At 65.6% G+C, this 15,232-nt stretch carries 11 protein-coding genes, 1 tRNA gene and 2 rRNA genes (1 of these 14 cut by a window edge); 8 read left to right on the top strand and 6 right to left on the bottom strand.

Going from position 1 to position 15,232, the window contains the following annotated elements; genetic code table 11:
- From Q9R17_RS08000 to rrf, 3 genes are all read left to right on the top strand, one after another.
- Positions 1–68, top strand: a tRNA-Ile gene (locus tag Q9R17_RS08000) (it extends 9 nt beyond the left edge of the window).
- Between the two features lie 223 nt (positions 69–291).
- Positions 292–3,169: ribosomal RNA gene (locus Q9R17_RS07995) — 23S ribosomal RNA — on the top strand.
- A 126-nt stretch (positions 3,170–3,295) separates the two neighbouring features.
- Positions 3,296–3,410: ribosomal RNA gene (gene rrf, locus Q9R17_RS07990) — 5S ribosomal RNA — on the top strand.
- Between the two features lie 405 nt (positions 3,411–3,815).
- Here the strand turns inward: rrf and Q9R17_RS07985 are convergent.
- From Q9R17_RS07985 to hemH, 3 genes are all read right to left on the bottom strand, one after another.
- Positions 3,816–5,897 (bottom strand): methyl-accepting chemotaxis protein, encoded by a 2,082-nt coding sequence (locus Q9R17_RS07985; RefSeq protein ID WP_308157887.1) that lies wholly within the window; start codon positions 5,895–5,897, stop codon positions 3,816–3,818.
- A 283-nt stretch (positions 5,898–6,180) separates the two neighbouring features.
- A complete protein-coding gene (locus Q9R17_RS07980) occupies positions 6,181–7,032 on the bottom strand; it encodes an alpha/beta hydrolase (protein WP_308157886.1) in 852 nt (283 codons plus the stop codon).
- Positions 7,029–7,991 carry a ferrochelatase gene (gene hemH, locus Q9R17_RS07975; protein ID WP_308157885.1) on the bottom strand — a complete coding sequence of 321 codons (963 nt, stop codon included), beginning with the start codon at positions 7,989–7,991 and terminating at the stop codon, positions 7,029–7,031. Before hemH ends, Q9R17_RS07980 begins: the two co-directional genes overlap by 4 nt.
- Positions 7,992–8,156: 165 nt before the next feature.
- On the opposite strand from hemH, the gene Q9R17_RS07970 reads away from it, so the two are divergent.
- The 4 genes from Q9R17_RS07970 to tatC all read left to right on the top strand — a co-directional run bounded on the left by Q9R17_RS07970 (position 8,157) and on the right by tatC (position 10,552).
- On the top strand, positions 8,157–9,032 hold the full coding sequence (locus Q9R17_RS07970; RefSeq protein WP_308157884.1) for a YSC84-related protein: 876 nt from the start codon (positions 8,157–8,159) through the stop codon (positions 9,030–9,032).
- 76 nt (positions 9,033–9,108) lie between these two features.
- Positions 9,109–9,336 (top strand): Sec-independent protein translocase subunit TatA, encoded by a 228-nt coding sequence (gene tatA / locus Q9R17_RS07965; protein ID WP_308157883.1) that lies wholly within the window; start codon positions 9,109–9,111, stop codon positions 9,334–9,336.
- A gap of 14 nt (positions 9,337–9,350) precedes the next feature.
- On the top strand, positions 9,351–9,791 hold the full coding sequence (gene tatB / locus Q9R17_RS07960) for a Sec-independent protein translocase protein TatB (RefSeq protein ID WP_308157882.1): 441 nt from the start codon (positions 9,351–9,353) through the stop codon (positions 9,789–9,791).
- A complete protein-coding gene (gene tatC / locus Q9R17_RS07955) occupies positions 9,788–10,552 on the top strand; it encodes a twin-arginine translocase subunit TatC (protein ID WP_308157881.1) in 765 nt (254 codons plus the stop codon). Before tatB ends, tatC begins: the two co-directional genes overlap by 4 nt.
- 115 nt (positions 10,553–10,667) lie before the next feature.
- Here the strand turns inward: tatC and Q9R17_RS07950 are convergent, their stop codons facing one another.
- From Q9R17_RS07950 to Q9R17_RS07940, 3 genes are read right to left on the bottom strand one after another with little or no spacing between them, the layout of a single operon-like run.
- Complete coding sequence (locus Q9R17_RS07950) at positions 10,668–11,570, bottom strand: BPSS1780 family membrane protein (protein ID WP_308157880.1); 903 nt, start codon at positions 11,568–11,570, stop codon at positions 10,668–10,670.
- A gap of 48 nt (positions 11,571–11,618) precedes the next feature.
- A complete protein-coding gene (locus tag Q9R17_RS07945; protein ID WP_308157879.1) occupies positions 11,619–12,365 on the bottom strand; it encodes a glutamine amidotransferase in 747 nt (248 codons plus the stop codon).
- On the bottom strand, positions 12,337–14,169 hold the full coding sequence (locus Q9R17_RS07940) for a GspE/PulE family protein (protein WP_308157878.1): 1,833 nt from the start codon (positions 14,167–14,169) through the stop codon (positions 12,337–12,339). The genes Q9R17_RS07945 and Q9R17_RS07940 overlap by 29 nt, the downstream gene beginning before the upstream one ends.
- A gap of 84 nt (positions 14,170–14,253) precedes the next feature.
- Between Q9R17_RS07940 and glyQ the strand changes: the two genes are divergently transcribed.
- Complete coding sequence (glyQ, locus tag Q9R17_RS07935; RefSeq protein WP_308157877.1) at positions 14,254–15,165, top strand: glycine--tRNA ligase subunit alpha; 912 nt, start codon at positions 14,254–14,256, stop codon at positions 15,163–15,165.
- The last annotated feature ends 67 nt before the right edge of the window (positions 15,166–15,232 follow it).

Raw genomic sequence — 15,232 nt, 5'->3', positions numbered from 1 at the left:
GCTCAGGTGGTTAGAGCGCACCCCTGATAAGGGTGAGGTCGGTGGTTCGAGTCCTCCCAGACCCACCATTCTCTGAATGACGCATACATTCGATCTTATATACGCATCAGCACTGTGGCTGGTTCGTGTTCTTTTAAAACTTGTGACGTAGCGAGCGTTTGAGATGTTCTATCAGACGTGTCGTGAGGCTAAGGCGAGAGACGTAAGTCTCTTTATTAATTGAGTCGTTATATTCGTATCCAGGCTTTGTACCCCTGGATCAACTATACCCAAGGCAACTTGCGGTTATATGGTCAAGCGAATAAGCGCACACGGTGGATGCCTTGGCGGTCAGAGGCGATGAAGGACGTGGCAGCCTGCGAAAAGTATCGGGGAGCTGGCAACAAGCTTTGATCCGGTAATGTCCGAATGGGGAAACCCACCCGCTTGCGGGTATCCTGCAGTGAATACATAGCTGCTGGAAGCGAACCTGGTGAACTGAAATATCTAAGTAACCAGAGGAAAAGAAATCAACCGAGATTCCGTCAGTAGCGACGAGCGAACGCGGACTAGCCCTTAAGCTGGATTGGTTCTAGGAAAACACTCTGGAAAGAGTGGCCATAGAAGGTGATAGCCCTGTATCTGAAAGGGCCATTCCAGTGAAGACGAGTAGGGCGGGGCACGTGAAACCCTGTCTGAACATGGGGGGACCATCCTCCAAGGCTAAATACTACTGACCGACCGATAGTGAACCAGTACCGTGAGGGAAAGGCGAAAAGAACCCCGGAGAGGGGAGTGAAATAGAACCTGAAACCGTGTGCGTACAAGCAGTAGGAGCCCGCAAGGGTGACTGCGTACCTTTTGTATAATGGGTCAGCGACTTACTGTTCGTGGCAAGCTTAACCGTATAGGGGAGGCGAAGGGAAACCGAGTCTGATAAGGGCGCATAGTCGCGGGCAGTAGACCCGAAACCGGGTGATCTAGTCATGCCCAGGGTGAAGGTGCGGTAACACGCACTGGAGGCCCGAACCCACTCCCGTTGCAAAGGTAGGGGATGAGGTGTGATTAGGAGTGAAAAGCTAATCGAACCCGGAGATAGCTGGTTCTCCTCGAAAGCTATTTAGGTAGCGCCTCATATGTATCCTCTCGGGGGTAGAGCACTGTTATGGCTAGGGGGTCATCGCGACTTACCAAACCATTGCAAACTCCGAATACCGAGACGGACTGTATGGGAGACACACGGCGGGTGCTAACGTCCGTCGTGAAAAGGGAAACAACCCAGACCCACAGCTAAGGTCCCAAATTTTGTGCTAAGTGGAAAACCATGTGGAAAGGCACAGACAGCCAGGAGGTTGGCTTAGAAGCAGCCACCCTTTAAAGAAAGCGTAATAGCTCACTGGTCGAGTCGGTCTGCGGGGAAGATTTAACGGGGCTAAGCACAGAACCGAAGCTTGGGGTGCATAACTTTGTTATGCGCGGTAGAGGAGCGTTCCGTAAGCCGTTGAAGGTGGATTGAGAAGTCTGCTGGAGGTATCGGAAGTGCGAATGCTGACATGAGTAACGATAATGCGGGTGAAAAACCCGCACGCCGAAAGCCCAAGGTTTCCTTGCGCAACGTTAATCGGCGCAGGGTGAGTCGGCCCCTAAGGCGAGGACGAAAGTCGTAGTCGATGGGAAGCAGGTTAATATTCCTGCACCTCGCGTAAGTGCGATGGAGGGACGGAGAAGGTTAGGTGTACCAGGCGTTGGTTGTCCTGGGGAAAGGCGGTAGGTTTGGATCTTTGGCAAATCCGGGATCCTTTAAGACCGAGCACCGAGACGAGCCTTTATGGCGAAGTCACTGATACCACGCTTCCAGGAAAAGCTCCTAAGCTTCAGCTTACGCAGACCGTACCGTAAACCGACACAGGTGGGTAGGATGAGAATTCTCAGGCGCTTGAGAGAACTCGGGTGAAGGAACTAGGCAACATGGCACCGTAACTTCGGGAGAAGGTGCACCCTTGATGGTGGCTCATGCGAGCACAAGCTATCGAGGGTCGCAGTAACCAGGCCGCTGCGACTGTTTATCAAAAACACAGCACTCTGCAAACACGAAAGTGGACGTATAGGGTGTGACGCCTGCCCGGTGCTGGAAGGTTAATTGATGGGGTCAGCCGCAAGGCGAAGCTCTTGATCGAAGCCCCAGTAAACGGCGGCCGTAACTATAACGGTCCTAAGGTAGCGAAATTCCTTGTCGGGTAAGTTCCGACCTGCACGAATGGCGTAACGACAGCGGCGCTGTCTCCACCCGAGACTCAGTGAAATTGAAATCGCTGTGAAGATGCAGCGTTCCCGTGGCAAGACGGAAAGACCCCGTGAACCTTTACTATAGCTTTACACTGAACGTTGAGTTCGTCTGTGTAGGATAGGTGGGAGGCTATGAAACTGTGGCGCTAGCTGCAGTGGAGCCATCCTTGAAATACCACCCTGTCGTGCTTGACGTTCTAACCTGGGCCCATTATCTGGGTCGGGGACCGTGTATGGTGGGTAGTTTGACTGGGGCGGTCTCCTCCTAAAGAGTAACGGAGGAGCTCGAAGGTACGCTCAGCGCGGTCGGACATCGCGCACTGTGTGCAAAGGCATAAGCGTGCTTGACTGCAAGATCGACGGATCAAGCAGGTAGGAAACTAGGACTTAGTGATCCGGTGGTTCTGTATGGAAGGGCCATCGCTCAACGGATAAAAGGTACTCCGGGGATAACAGGCTGATACCGCCCAAGAGTTCATATCGACGGCGGTGTTTGGCACCTCGATGTCGGCTCATCACATCCTGGGGCTGTAGTCGGTCCCAAGGGTATGGCTGTTCGCCATTTAAAGTGGTACGCGAGCTGGGTTCAGAACGTCGTGAGACAGTTCGGTCCCTATCTGCCATGGGCGTTGGAGATTTGAGAGGGGCTGCTCCTAGTACGAGAGGACCGGAGTGGACGAACCTCTGGTGTTCCGGTTGTCACGCCAGTGGCATTGCCGGGTAGCTATGTTCGGAAGCGATAACCGCTGAAAGCATCTAAGCGGGAAGCGCGCCTCAAGATGAGATCTCCCGGGGCACAAGCCCCCTAAAGGAACCATGTAGACTACGTGGTTGATAGGTCAGGTGTGTAAGTGCAGCAATGCATTGAGCTAACTGATACTAATGATCCGTGCGGCTTGACCATATAACCTCAAGTTGCCTTGGCTTTACGACAGCGTCGTAAGAGCATCCAAGTGCACGCTACGTCACAAGAACTATGCGAGGCTGGCGCCTTGTCCCATCGGGACGAGTGCGACTCTCCAAAAGCCTCCCTGGTGAAATTAGCGCTGTGGCCCCACCCGATCCCATCCCGAACTCGGAAGTGAAACGCAGCTGCGCCGATGGTAGTGTGGCTCAAGCCATGCGAGAGTAGGTCATCGCCAGGGTTTTCACCCAAAAACCCCGCTGCTCACGCAGCGGGGTTTTTCTTTGCCTGCCGAATATGGACACACCGCAGCCAGGCATGGCCTGGCACTACCGGTAACCGGCGCATCGCTATATCCCCCGCATGTGGATACGGGTGCCGGAATGTGGTCGGGTAGATCCACGCCATGCGTGGATGCGTGGATGCGTGGCGTGGGCCCCCGCATGATCGGCACACCGCAGCCAGGCATGGCCTGGCGCTACCCGTAACCGGCGCATCGGTAGCATGCGTGGAGACGGGGTGCACGGACCAATGCGGCATGCCGGCAACCCCACGCCACGCGTGCCTACCTGGTGCCTGCCACGACGCAAAAAAAGAACGCCGCGCTGCGCGCGGCGTTCTGATCCGGCAGCGATGGCAGGCGCGATCAGCGGTGCTGGAACACCGCGACGGCCTCCGTCAGCTGCCCCGCATGGCCCTGCAGTTCGCGGGCTGCCGCCGTGGCCTCTTCCACCAGCGCAGCGTTCTGCTGTGTCGCCTGATCCATCTGCACCACCGTCTGATTGATCAGTTCGATGCCACTGGCCTGTTGCTGTGACGCCGCAGAAATCTCCCCCATCAGGCGCGTCACATCCCCCACCCCTTCGACAATGACCCCCATGCGTTCGCCCGCGTCGGCCACCAGTTGCGCCCCCTCGCCGACCTGCGCGCTGGCGTTGTCGATCAGGCCCTTGATCTCCTTGGCGGCGCTGGCCGAACGCTGTGCCAGGGTGCGCACTTCGCTGGCCACCACGGCAAAGCCGCGGCCCTGCTCGCCGGCGCGTGCCGCTTCCACGGCGGCATTCAGTGCCAGGATGTTGGTCTGGAAGGCGATGCCATCGATCACCGTGGTGATGTCGCCGATACGGCGCGAGGCCGCCTCGATGGACTGCATGGTCTGCACCACCCGCTGCATGGCGGTGTTGCCATCGCTGGCCGCCTGCTGGGTCGCATCGGCCAGGCCGCTGGCCTGGCGCGCATGCGCGGCGTTCTGACGGACCGTGGCGGTGAGCTCCTCCATCGACGCAGCCGTCTCCTGCAGATGCGCCGCCTGCCGTTCGCTGCGTTCGGACAGTGCGCTGTTGCCGGCGGCGATTTCCTGCGCGGCGGTGTCGATGGCCTGCGCGCACTGCTGGATGTGCCCGACCATGCGCGCCAACTGCGCAGCGGTGGTGTTGGCGTCGCGCTGCATGTCGGCGAACGCGCCCTGGTAATCCCCCTGCATGCGCTGGTCGAGTTCACCATTGGCCAGGGCCGCCAGCATCCGCCGGGCTTCTTCCACGGTACCGCCGAACGTGGACAGCAGCTGGTTGATGCCGCCGGTCAGGCCGTCCAGGAAGCTGGCGCCCTCGGCCGCCTGCAGGCGCTGCTGCAGGTCACCCCGGGAAGCGGCTTCGACGATGCCGGCCACGGCGTTTTCCAGCTGCAGTTCCTCGGTGCGGTCGTGCCATTCCACCGCAAAGCCCAACCGCTGGCCCTGGCTGCCGAAGACCGGTGTCACCACCTGCGCGAAATGCACCTCGCCGATGCGGACCTTGCCATGGTGGGCACCCTGCAGGGTGTCGAGGATGCCGCGGATGCGGTCGGGATGGGCATGGAAGCGATGGATGCTGCTGCCCACCAGACGGTCGGCATCGAAATCCGGGAAGGCCTGGCGCAGCGTTGCCTGCTGATGCCGCAGCAGGGCCACCACCGAGCGGTTCACGTAGCGGATCACATGGTCGGTGTCGGCAATCATCATCGCCGTGCGCGAGGCATCCAGTGCCTGGCGGATCTGCGCGTTCTCCTGGTGGGTGTCCTGCTCGCGTTCGCGCTGCGCCTGCACGTGGCGCGCGGTATCGGCCAGGGCATGGGCCAGCGTGCCACGCACATGGCCGCCCGCATCGACGTGGCTGTCCAGCGCGCCGCCGGTGGCGATCGCCCGCGCCAGCGCCGCCAGGCGGCGTGGGCCCTGGCCCAGCATCTCGGTCTGCTGGTGCAGGCGCCGTGCGCCGCGTACCAGCAGTACCGCCAGTACCAGCAGCAGCACGACCGGCAGCAGGGATGCCACGACGACGGGCGAGAACGCGGCATGCGCGCACGCCGCGGCCATGCCCACGATGGCGGCCGCGTACAGTGGGCGGGGATCGCGGTAGCCCAGCAGCGCCGCCAGCAGCACGGTCACGGCCAGGGCCGGCGACTGCCCGGCGATCGCGCTCAGGGCGGCGACCTGCAGGCCCAGCAGCCCACCCTGGACAGTCCCCGTCCAGGCGCTGCCGGCCTGCCGCCAGGCCAGCAGCGCGGCCGGCAACAGCGGCACGCCCACCACGGCCAACAGCCACGGAGCGCGCTGGCCGGACAGGCCCAGTGCTAGGCCGGCAACAGCCAGCAGCACGCTGGCCAGCAGGGCGACACGATCGGCACGCCCTGCCAGTTGGCGCAGGTAGGGCAGGGGCGTGCGGTCAAGGGAAGGGGCGGGCACGGCGGACATCGGCAACTCCTGGATCAACGAGCGGGCACGACCGCACGCAGCAGCGGACCTGCCGGGGCTGCGTGGCATCGAAACGGGCAATGGGGGAGGGGACGCAAGCGGTCCCGAAGAAGCGGTGCACCGGTCCCCTTCCTGGGGCCACGGTGTGATGCAGCGGACATGCGGTCTTCCTTGCCTGGCCTGGAACGGGCAGGGCAGCCAACAGCCACCCCGGCGGCGCGCAGGGCACCCCGCTACTCGGTTATCGGCCGCAGGCGGGCAGGATGAAGGTCCGCGGCCGCGCTCAGGCGGCGGGGGTGTCCAGGAAGGGCCGGATGACGGCGGCGACTTCGGCCGGGCCTTCCATGTGCAGATGATGGTTGCCGGGGAACACGGCCACGCGGCCATCGCGCAGATGGCGCAGTCGCTCGCTGCGCAGGGGTTCGGGGTAGTACGGCTGTGCGGGCGTGGCGTAGATCACCTGCACCGGGCAGGCGATGGCCTGCAGCAGGTTGTCGATCTGCGCTTCGCTGAGGCGGATGGCGGTGGGCAGCATCAGGCGCGGATCGCTGCACCAGCGGTAGCCGCCGTCCACCGGTTCCACACCGCGTTCGACCAGCAGGCGGGCGCTGGCCTCGCTGAGCTGGTTGGCCATCATGCGTGCACGGATCGGCGCGGCCAGGTCGGGGAACACGCGCAGTTGCTTGCGCGCCAGTGCACGGCTGGACTGCACGTGGTCGCGCAGGCGCTGCGCGGTTTCTTCTTCCGGGCCGCGCAGGCCACCGAGGGCTTCGATCGCGATCAGGCGCTCGATGCGATCGGAGACCGCCGCGGTCAGGCTGGCGATGCCGGCACCCATCGAATGGCCGAGCAGGGTGAAGCGCTCCCAGCCCAGCGCGTCGGCCACATCAAGCACATGGCAGATCGCCGCTTGCGTGGTGTAGCTGGCGCCGGCGGGCAGGTGTGCGCTGTGGCCGTGGCCGGGCAGGTCCAGCAGTACCAGGTCCGGGCCGGGCAGGTGCGGCGCCAGCGGAACGAAGCTGGCGGCATTGTCCAGCCAGCCGTGCAGCGCCAGCACGCGGGGCCCCGGACCCGGCCGGCGCAGGCCGCAGGCCCGGGCACCGGCCACCTGCAGTTCAAACGGCTGCAGGCTCATGTCAGGCTGGCGACGGCCAGCCGCGCCAGTGCGCGCGCATGTTCCGGGTCGGCATTCAGGCAGGGGATGTAATGCATGCTGGCGCCGCGTTCGGCCAGCGTTTCGGTGAAACCGAGGGCCACTTCTTCCAGCGTTTCCAGACAGTCGGTGGCGAAACCGGGGCAGACCACGTCGATCCGCTTTACGCCGGCCTCGGCCAGCGCCCACAGGCTGGGCTCGGCATAGGGCTGCAGCCAGCGTTCGCGGCCGAACCGCGACTGGTAGCCCAGCTGCCAGTCCTGTTGGCCCAGGCCGAGCGCCGCGGCGATCGCCTGCGCACTGGCTTCGCAGCGCTGCGGGTACGGATCACCGGCATCGGCCAGCCGCTGGGGAATGCCGTGGAAGGAAAACACCAGCCTGTCGCCGCGGCCATGCTGCTGCCAGTAACGGCGGATCGAATCGGCCACCGCGCTGACCCAGTCCGGGTCGGTCGCGTAATCACGGACCAGGGTGACGGTCACCTGCGGATGGCGCATCTGCCAGTCGCGCACGCGGTCCTCGACCGATGCGGTGGTGGTGGTGGAGTACTGCGGGTACAGCGGCAGCACCACGATCCGGCGCACCCCCTCGGCCGCCAGGCGGTCCAGTTCGGCGGCCAATGCCGGCTGGCCATAGCGCATGGCCGGGCGCACGATCATTTCCGGCACCAGCGTCTGCATGGCCTGCGCCAGCTGGCGCGTATGCACCATCAGCGGCGAGCCGTCGGGCAGCCACACCTGGGCGTACTTGGCGGCCGAGCGGCCGCTGCGCAGCGGCAGGATCAGCCCGCGCAGCAGGGGCTGCCAGAGCAGGGCCGGAATCGAGACCACGCGGGGGTCGGACAGGAATTCAGCCAGATAACGACGCACGGCCGGAGCCGTTGGCGTGTCGGGCGTGCCCAGGTTGACCGCGAGCACAGCGGTATCAGGTGCGTCGAGCATGGCGGCCATTGTCGCCGATCCCATGGCATGACGGCGATGCCGTTCTGAATAGGGGCCATCGTCTGCACCTATCCGAACAGGCGATGCTCATTGGCGATTCATGCCAACGCTACTAATTTCAGTCACTTGCTATATCTTCCTATGGACTGACATCTGGAGCCTGACATGCGTCGCCCGATCTTTGCCCTGCTGATCGCCGCCAGCCTGCTGTCCAGCCAGGCCATGGCCGGACCCCAGGAAGACCAGCGCGCCCGCAACGCGGTACGCGTGCTGGCCGAAATCCAGGGCATTCCCGAGCAGGGAATCCCCGACAAGCTGCTCGACGAAGGCCGCGCGGTCATCGTCATTCCCGACACGATCAAGGCCGGTCTGGTCATCGGCGGCCGCCGCGGCCATGGCCTGATGTCGGTCCGCATGGCCAACGGCGAGTGGTCCAACCCGGTGTTCATCAAGCTTACCGGCGGCAGCATCGGCTTCCAGGCCGGTGTGCAGTCGTCCGACGTGGTGCTGGTGTTCCGCAACGACCGCAGCCTGGACAATCTGGTCAACGGCAAGTTCACCCTGGGCGCCGATGCCGGCGTGGCCGCCGGCCCGGTGGGCCGCAACGCCGCGGCCGCCACCGATGGTCAGCTGAAGGCCGAAATCTGGTCCTGGTCGCGTGCCCGTGGCCTGTTCGCCGGTGTCGCCCTGGACGGCGCCGTCCTGCAGATCGACGATGCCGCCAACCTTGATGCCTACGGCAGCAACACCACGCCGCGGATGATCTTCGAAGGCCGTGCCCCGGGCACCCCGTCGATGGACGTGGTGGCCTTCCGTGACCGCCTGGAAGAGGCGACCTACGCCGCGCGCAACAGCCGCGGCGGCACGCCGGCCCCGGCCGCGCGCCAGAGCGCTCCGGCGCCTGTTCAGGCGCCGCCGCCGGCCGCCGAGGCCACCACCGCGCCGCTGCAGGCCGCGCCGCAGGGCCAGCCGGCGCAGCAGCAGGGCTTCCAGCCGGTGGGTGAAGGCGAGGTCCGGACCGAGCAGCTGGGCGGGAACTGACTTCCGACATGCGCGCCGGTACAGCACCGGTGCGCTATGCTCGACAGCCTGACCACTACGTAACGCGAGCGATCCCATGGGCAGTTTCAGCATCTGGCATTGGTTGGTCGTCCTGGCCATCGTCCTGCTGGTGTTCGGCACCAAGCGACTGACCAGCGGCGCCAAGGACCTCGGCTCGGCGGTGAAGGAATTCAAGAAGGGCATGCGCGACGACGACAAGCCCGCCGCGCAGCTGGGCGATGAATCGCGCAGCCAGGATGCCGCGCGCAGCACGCAGGACGAGCACGACCGCAACCCGCGCTGATTGGAGCGGGTGCGGTGTTCGATATTGGTTTCAGCGAACTGCTGGTCATTGCCGTGGTCGCCCTGGTGGTGCTCGGCCCCGAGCGCCTGCCCAAGGCGGCGCGCTTTGCCGGGCTGTGGGTGCGCCGCGCGCGCAACCAGTGGGATTCGGTCAAACAGGAACTGGAACGCGAACTGCAGGCCGAGGAATTGAAGCGGCAGATGCAGGACGTGCGCCAGGGCATGCAGGATACCGAGGCACAGCTGCGCGCCAGCGGCGAAGCCGTGCGCCGGGAGATGCAGCGTGCCGATGCGCACGGCCAGGCGCTGGCCGAGGACGTGCGCGCACCGGCAGCGGCCGAGGCCCCGCCGCACACGACGGCCCCGCATGACACCCCGCTGGCCACCGGCCCGTTGCCGCCCGGCGCCGAGGCGCCACCACCGGCCCCGACGACCCCCACGGAGCGCCAGCCATGAGCGGGCATGATTTCGGCGAAAGCTCGCTGGTGGAACACCTGATTGAACTGCGCGCACGGCTGGTGCGCGCGCTGCTGGGCCTGGGCGTGGTGCTGCTGGCGCTGCTGCCGTTCACCCAGAAGCTGTACACGCTGCTGGCCGAACCGCTGATCTCGCAGCTGCCCAACGGGCAGACGATGATCGCCACCAATCCGGCCGGCGCGTTCTTCGCGCCGTTGAAGCTGACCTTCTTCGTGGCCCTGTTCGTGGCCGTGCCGTGGTTGCTGTACCAGCTGTGGGCGTTCGTGGCACCGGGCCTGTACGCGCGCGAGAAGCGCCTGGCCGTGCCGCTGCTGGTGTCCTCGGTGCTGCTGTTCTACCTGGGCTGTGCATTCGCTTACTTCCTGGTACTGCCGGCGGTCTTCCATTTCCTGACCACCTTCCGCCCCGAGGTGATCGCGATCACGCCGGATGCGAACGCCTACCTGGATTTCGTGCTGGCGATCTTCTTCGCCTTCGGTGGCAGCTTCGAACTGCCGGTGGCGATGGTGATCCTGGTGCTGCTGGGCTGGGTGACGCCACAGCAGTTCAAGGAAGGCCGTGGCTATGCGATCGTCGGCATCTTCATCCTGGCGGCCGTGCTGACGCCGCCGGATGTGGTGTCGCAGCTGATGCTGGCGATCCCGATGTGCCTGCTCTACGAGCTGGGCATCCATGCGGCGCGCTGGCTGGTGCCGTCCTCGGCTGCCAGGCCGGTCGCGCACCACGACGGCCAGGACTGACGCGCCTGTAGATCCACGCCATGCGTGGATGATGGGCTGGTGGCGCAGCCAGGCATGGCCTGGCTCTACCTTGGGGCGAGTGATGCCTGTAGATCCACGCCATGCGTGGATGGGGTCAGGCGTGGAAGATGTCGCTGCGGCCGCTTTCCGGCAGCTCCGGGGCGCGCCCGCGGTGGGCGAACATCTGCTTCCAGGCCGCGTAGACCGCGCCGACATACAACGGCATGAACACCGTGTAGGTGATCAGCTGCCCGAGGAAGGCGGCCACGACCGGGCCACCGACCAGGATGGCCACGCCGGTGACCAGGGTCAGGCCCAGGTAGGTGAAGAAGCCGGTGATGAGGCCAAGCACGGTGAACACCAGCACCGCGCCGATGTTTTCCATGCAGCCCTGCAGGCTCAGGCGCAGGGCATGCATGCCGCTCTGGCGGTCGAACACCACCAGCGCCGGCTGGGTGAACATGGCCATGATCAGCGCGACCATGGTGCACATCACCAGCACCACCCACAGCAGGATGCGCTTGACCGGCAGGTCGGCCATCAAGGTCATGGCCTCGTCCTGGCTCATCGGCTGGCCGCTCTGCGCCAGCACCTGCATCTTGTTCCAGACGTTGCCGAAGGCCGCAAAACCGGCCTGGCCGATCATCGTGTACAGCAGTGCGCCCAACAGGATGATGGCCAGCAGGTAGATGGCCATCGGCACCAGCAGGTGGCTGACGCGGTGGTTGCGGATCGGCTGCAGCAGGTGTGCGGGCAGGCCCTGGCGGCCATGGTCGATTTCACCGATGGCGTAGAGCATGCCGCCGAACAGCAGGGGCGTGATGGCCAGTGACAGCACCTGCACCACCAGGCCCATGAAGGTGGGAAGCACCACGGCCAGCAGGGTGGCCAGCCAGGTGACCATCAGCCCGACCAGGCCGAGCCGGGCCAGCTGCAGCGGCGCACGGCCGTACATGGTGAAGGTGTCGAGCAGCCATTGGGCGCCCGCCGTGGCCGGCAGCTTGCGAATCTCTTTCATGGACATCCGAAGGGGACAGGGGGAGGGCACGCGGCCCGCTCCGGCGGATTATCCCTGTTTTGCGGCGTCTGCACCTGAAGCAAGCCGGGCCTGGCGCACGAAACGCCGCAGCAGCTGCCGGGCCAGCGGTGCGGCGCTGACCGCACGCTCCACGCTGCGCGCGCAGCCGCCGTGGCGGCCGATGCAGTCCGCGCGTGCACGCACGTAGCCGCGCATGTGGTGGGTGGCGAATTCGGGGTGGAACTGCACGCCCCAGGCCTGCCGGCCCCAGCGGAAGGCATGGCAGGCATCGAGCGAGGAACGGGCCAGCACGGCGGCCCCGTCCGGTGCGCGCAGCACGGTCTGCAGGTGGGTGGCATGGGCGGGGAAATGGTCGGGCAGGCCACCGAACAGCGGGTCTTCGGCCGCGGCCGGGTCCAGCGACAGCTCGATCGTGCCCGACTCACGCCCGGCCGGGTTGTAGGCCACCTCGCCGCCCAGCGCGTGGGCCAGCAGCTGGTGGCCGTAGCAGATGCCGAACACCGGCACGCCGGCATGCACGGTTTCGCGCAGCCAGGCGGCGCTGCGTTCGCTCCAGTCCGCGCGGTCGGTGACGAAGGCGGCCGAGCCGGTCACCAGCACGCCGGCAAAGCCGGTGGCATCGGGCAGCGCATCGCCATGCTCGACATCCACCACCACGGTCTGGGCTTCCTCCAGCCCGGCGGCCACGCGGATCCAGTGCGGGAAGCGCCCGTAGCGGCGCAGCGACTGCACGGGGCGGCCGGTTTCAAGGATCAGGAAGGGCGCTGGATTCATCCGGAGGGGGAAGGACAGACAGGACTTCCTCGATTGTAGTCAGCCCCAGCGCCACCTTTTCAAGCCCGGCCTGGCGCAGGGTTCGCAGCCCTTCAGCCCGCGCGGCGCGGCTGAAACCGGCCAGGTCCATGTCCGCGCGGATCTGCCCGCGCAGCCGCGAACCCAATGGCAGCAGCTCATACAGGCCGACGCGGCCGAGGAAACCGGTGCGCCGGCACTCCAGGCAGCCCACCGGCCGACAGGGCGTGGCGGCATCTGGATATGCCCCATCGCTATCAGCCAGCACCGCCCAATCGGCCGCGCCGAGGGGGTGCGGCTGCTTGCAGTGCGGGCACAGCGTACGCACCAGGCGCTGGGCCAGGATGCCGTTGAGGGTCGAGGCCAGCAGGTAGTGCGGTACCCCCAGGTCGAGCAGGCGGGTAATGGCCGAGGGGGCGTCGTTGGTATGCAGGGTGGACAGCACCAGGTGCCCGGTCAGCGAGGCCTGCACCGCCATCTGCGCGGTTTCCAGGTCGCGGATCTCGCCGATCATGATGATGTCCGGGTCCTGCCGCAGCAGGGTGCGCACACCACTGGCGAAATCCAGGTCGATGTTGGCCTGCACCTGCATCTGGTTGAATTCCGGCGCGATCATTTCGATCGGGTCTTCCACCGTGCACACGTTCACGTCCGGCGTGGCCAGGCGCTTGAGGGTGGAATATAGCGTGGTCGTCTTGCCCGAGCCGGTCGGCCCGGTGACCAGCACGATGCCGTGCGGGCGCTCGACCAGGGCATTCCAGCCGGCCGCCTCCTGCGGGCTGAAACCGAGCTGGTCGATGCTCTTGAAGGCGGCATCCGGGTCGAAGATGCGCATCACGCACTTCTCGCCGAAGGCGGTGGGCATGGTCGACAGGCGCATCTCGACCTCGCGGCCGCCCGGCGAGCGGGTCTTGATGCGGCCATCCTGCGGGCGCCGGCGCTCGGCCAGGTCCATGCGGCCGAGCACCTTGATGCGGCTGACCACGGCGGTCATCACCGCCGGCGGTACCTCGAACACCTTGTGCAGTACCCCGTCGATGCGGAAACGCATGCGCCCCATGTCGCGGCGCGGCTCCAGGTGGATGTCCGAGGCGCGCTGTTCGTAGGCGTACTGCAGCAGCCAGTCGACGATGTGGACGATATGGTGGTCATCGGCGTTGACGTCGCCGGCGCGGCCCAGTTCCACCAGCTGCTCGAAGCTGGGCAGGGTGCCGCTGGGTTCGCCACGGACATCGCCCCGGGCGCCGCGCACCGAGCGGGTGACGCCGTAGAACTCCATCGTGTAGCGGTGCAGGTCCAGCGGGTTGACCATCGCCAGCTCGATCACCCGCCGGGTCAGGTGCTGCAGGTCGCGTCGCCATTCCTGTGCCAGCGGCTCGCTGGTGGCCACCAGCACGCGCTCGCTGTCCACCGCCAGCGGCAGGAAGCGGTGGCGGCGCGCATAGGCGTGCGAGGCCAGCGCGGTCACCGCCGGTACGTCCACGCGGGTCGGGTCGATGCGCAGGTAGCGGGTGGCGGTGCGTGCGGCCAGCCATTCGGTCAGCCGCTCCAGGCCCAGTTCGCCGCCGTCGCTGGCGGCCAGCTTGAGGTTGGCCAGCAGCACCAGCGGGTGCACCTCGCTGGCATTGCGTGCGCCCTGGGCGGAAAACCGCACCCGCTCGCGCTCATGCGCGGCCACCAGGCCATCGGCCATCAAGGCGGCGGCAACCTGTTCGAAATGCAGGCGGCCCGGTGGCAATGACACCCCCTGGCCAGCGTCCGGCGTGGCCGGCAGCCGATGTTCCATCCGCCTGCTCCTCCCGGGTACGGAATGCCCCGCAGGTCGGTCGCTATACTAGCGCACCCCCTTTGCCGGCCAAGAATCGTCCGAATGTCCGCGACCCCGACCGTTCCGATCACCTTCCAGGGCCTGATCCAGACCCTGAACCAGTACTGGGCGCAGCAGGGCTGCGTGCTGATCCAGCCGCTCGACCTGGAAGTGGGCGCCGGTACCTTCCACCCGGCCACCTTCCTGCGTGCGATCGGTCCGGAAACCTGGAACGCGGCCTACGTGCAGCCCTCGCGCCGTCCCACCGACGGCCGCTACGGCGAAAACCCCAACCGCCTGCAGCGCTACTACCAGTACCAGGTGGCGATGAAGCCGGCGCCGGACAACATCCAGCAGCTGTACCTGGATTCGCTCAAGGCACTGGGCATCGACCCGCTGGTGCACGACCTGCGCTTTGTCGAGGACAACTGGGAATCCCCGACCCTGGGCGCCTGGGGCCTGGGCTGGGAAGTCTGGCTCAACGGCATGGAAGTGACCCAGTTCACCTACTTCCAGCAGGCCGGTGGCCTGGAATGCCGCCCGGTGCTGGGCGAGATCACCTACGGTCTCGAGCGCCTGTGCATGTACCTGCAGAACTGCGACAACGTCTACGACCTGGTGTGGACCTACGGCCCGGATGGCCAGCCGGTCACCTACGGCGACGTCTACCACCAGAACGAGGTGGAGCAGAGCACCTACAACTTCGAGCATGCCGACGTGGCCGAGCTGTTCCACCGCTTCGATGCCTGCGAGCGCGAGGCGCAGAAGCTGGTGGAAGTGAACCTGCCGCTGCCGGCCTACGAACAGGTGATGAAGGCCAGCCATACCTTCAACCTGCTCGATGCGCGCCGCGCGATCAGCGTGACCGAGCGCCAGCGCTACATCCTGCGCGTGCGCGCGCTGGCCCAGGCGGTGGCCAAGGCCTACTACGAGCAGCGCGAGAAGCTGGGCTTCCCCGGCGCGAAGAAGGCCTGACGGCCGCTTTCCACCATCACTTCGGGGCGCCGGCCGCGTTGCGCGCTGCGCCCCCACCACAGGATCG

The sequence above is a fragment of the Stenotrophomonas sp. 24(2023) genome (assembly GCF_030913365.1).
In the GTDB taxonomy this organism is placed as follows: domain Bacteria; phylum Pseudomonadota; class Gammaproteobacteria; order Xanthomonadales; family Xanthomonadaceae; genus Stenotrophomonas.
This window is presented reverse-complemented; position numbering and strand designations above follow the sequence as displayed.

What these genes read in the sequence shown, in the direction of transcription:
- Q9R17_RS07985 (WP_308157887.1), bottom strand. Translation starts at nt 5,897, where the DNA reads ATGTCCGCCGTGCCCGCCCCTTCCCTTGACCGCACGCCCCTGCCCTAC.
- Q9R17_RS07980 (WP_308157886.1), bottom strand. Translation starts at nt 7,032, where the DNA reads ATGAGCCTGCAGCCGTTTGAACTGCAGGTGGCCGGTGCCCGGGCCTGC.
- hemH (WP_308157885.1), bottom strand. Translation starts at nt 7,991, where the DNA reads ATGCTCGACGCACCTGATACCGCTGTGCTCGCGGTCAACCTGGGCACG.
- Q9R17_RS07970 (WP_308157884.1), top strand. Translation starts at nt 8,157, where the DNA reads ATGCGTCGCCCGATCTTTGCCCTGCTGATCGCCGCCAGCCTGCTGTCC.
- tatA (WP_308157883.1), top strand. Translation starts at nt 9,109, where the DNA reads ATGGGCAGTTTCAGCATCTGGCATTGGTTGGTCGTCCTGGCCATCGTC.
- tatC (WP_308157881.1), top strand. Translation starts at nt 9,788, where the DNA reads ATGAGCGGGCATGATTTCGGCGAAAGCTCGCTGGTGGAACACCTGATT.
- Q9R17_RS07950 (WP_308157880.1), bottom strand. Translation starts at nt 11,570, where the DNA reads ATGAAAGAGATTCGCAAGCTGCCGGCCACGGCGGGCGCCCAATGGCTG.
- Q9R17_RS07945 (WP_308157879.1), bottom strand. Translation starts at nt 12,365, where the DNA reads ATGAATCCAGCGCCCTTCCTGATCCTTGAAACCGGCCGCCCCGTGCAG.
- Q9R17_RS07940 (WP_308157878.1), bottom strand. Translation starts at nt 14,169, where the DNA reads ATGGAACATCGGCTGCCGGCCACGCCGGACGCTGGCCAGGGGGTGTCA.
- glyQ (WP_308157877.1), top strand. Translation starts at nt 14,254, where the DNA reads ATGTCCGCGACCCCGACCGTTCCGATCACCTTCCAGGGCCTGATCCAG.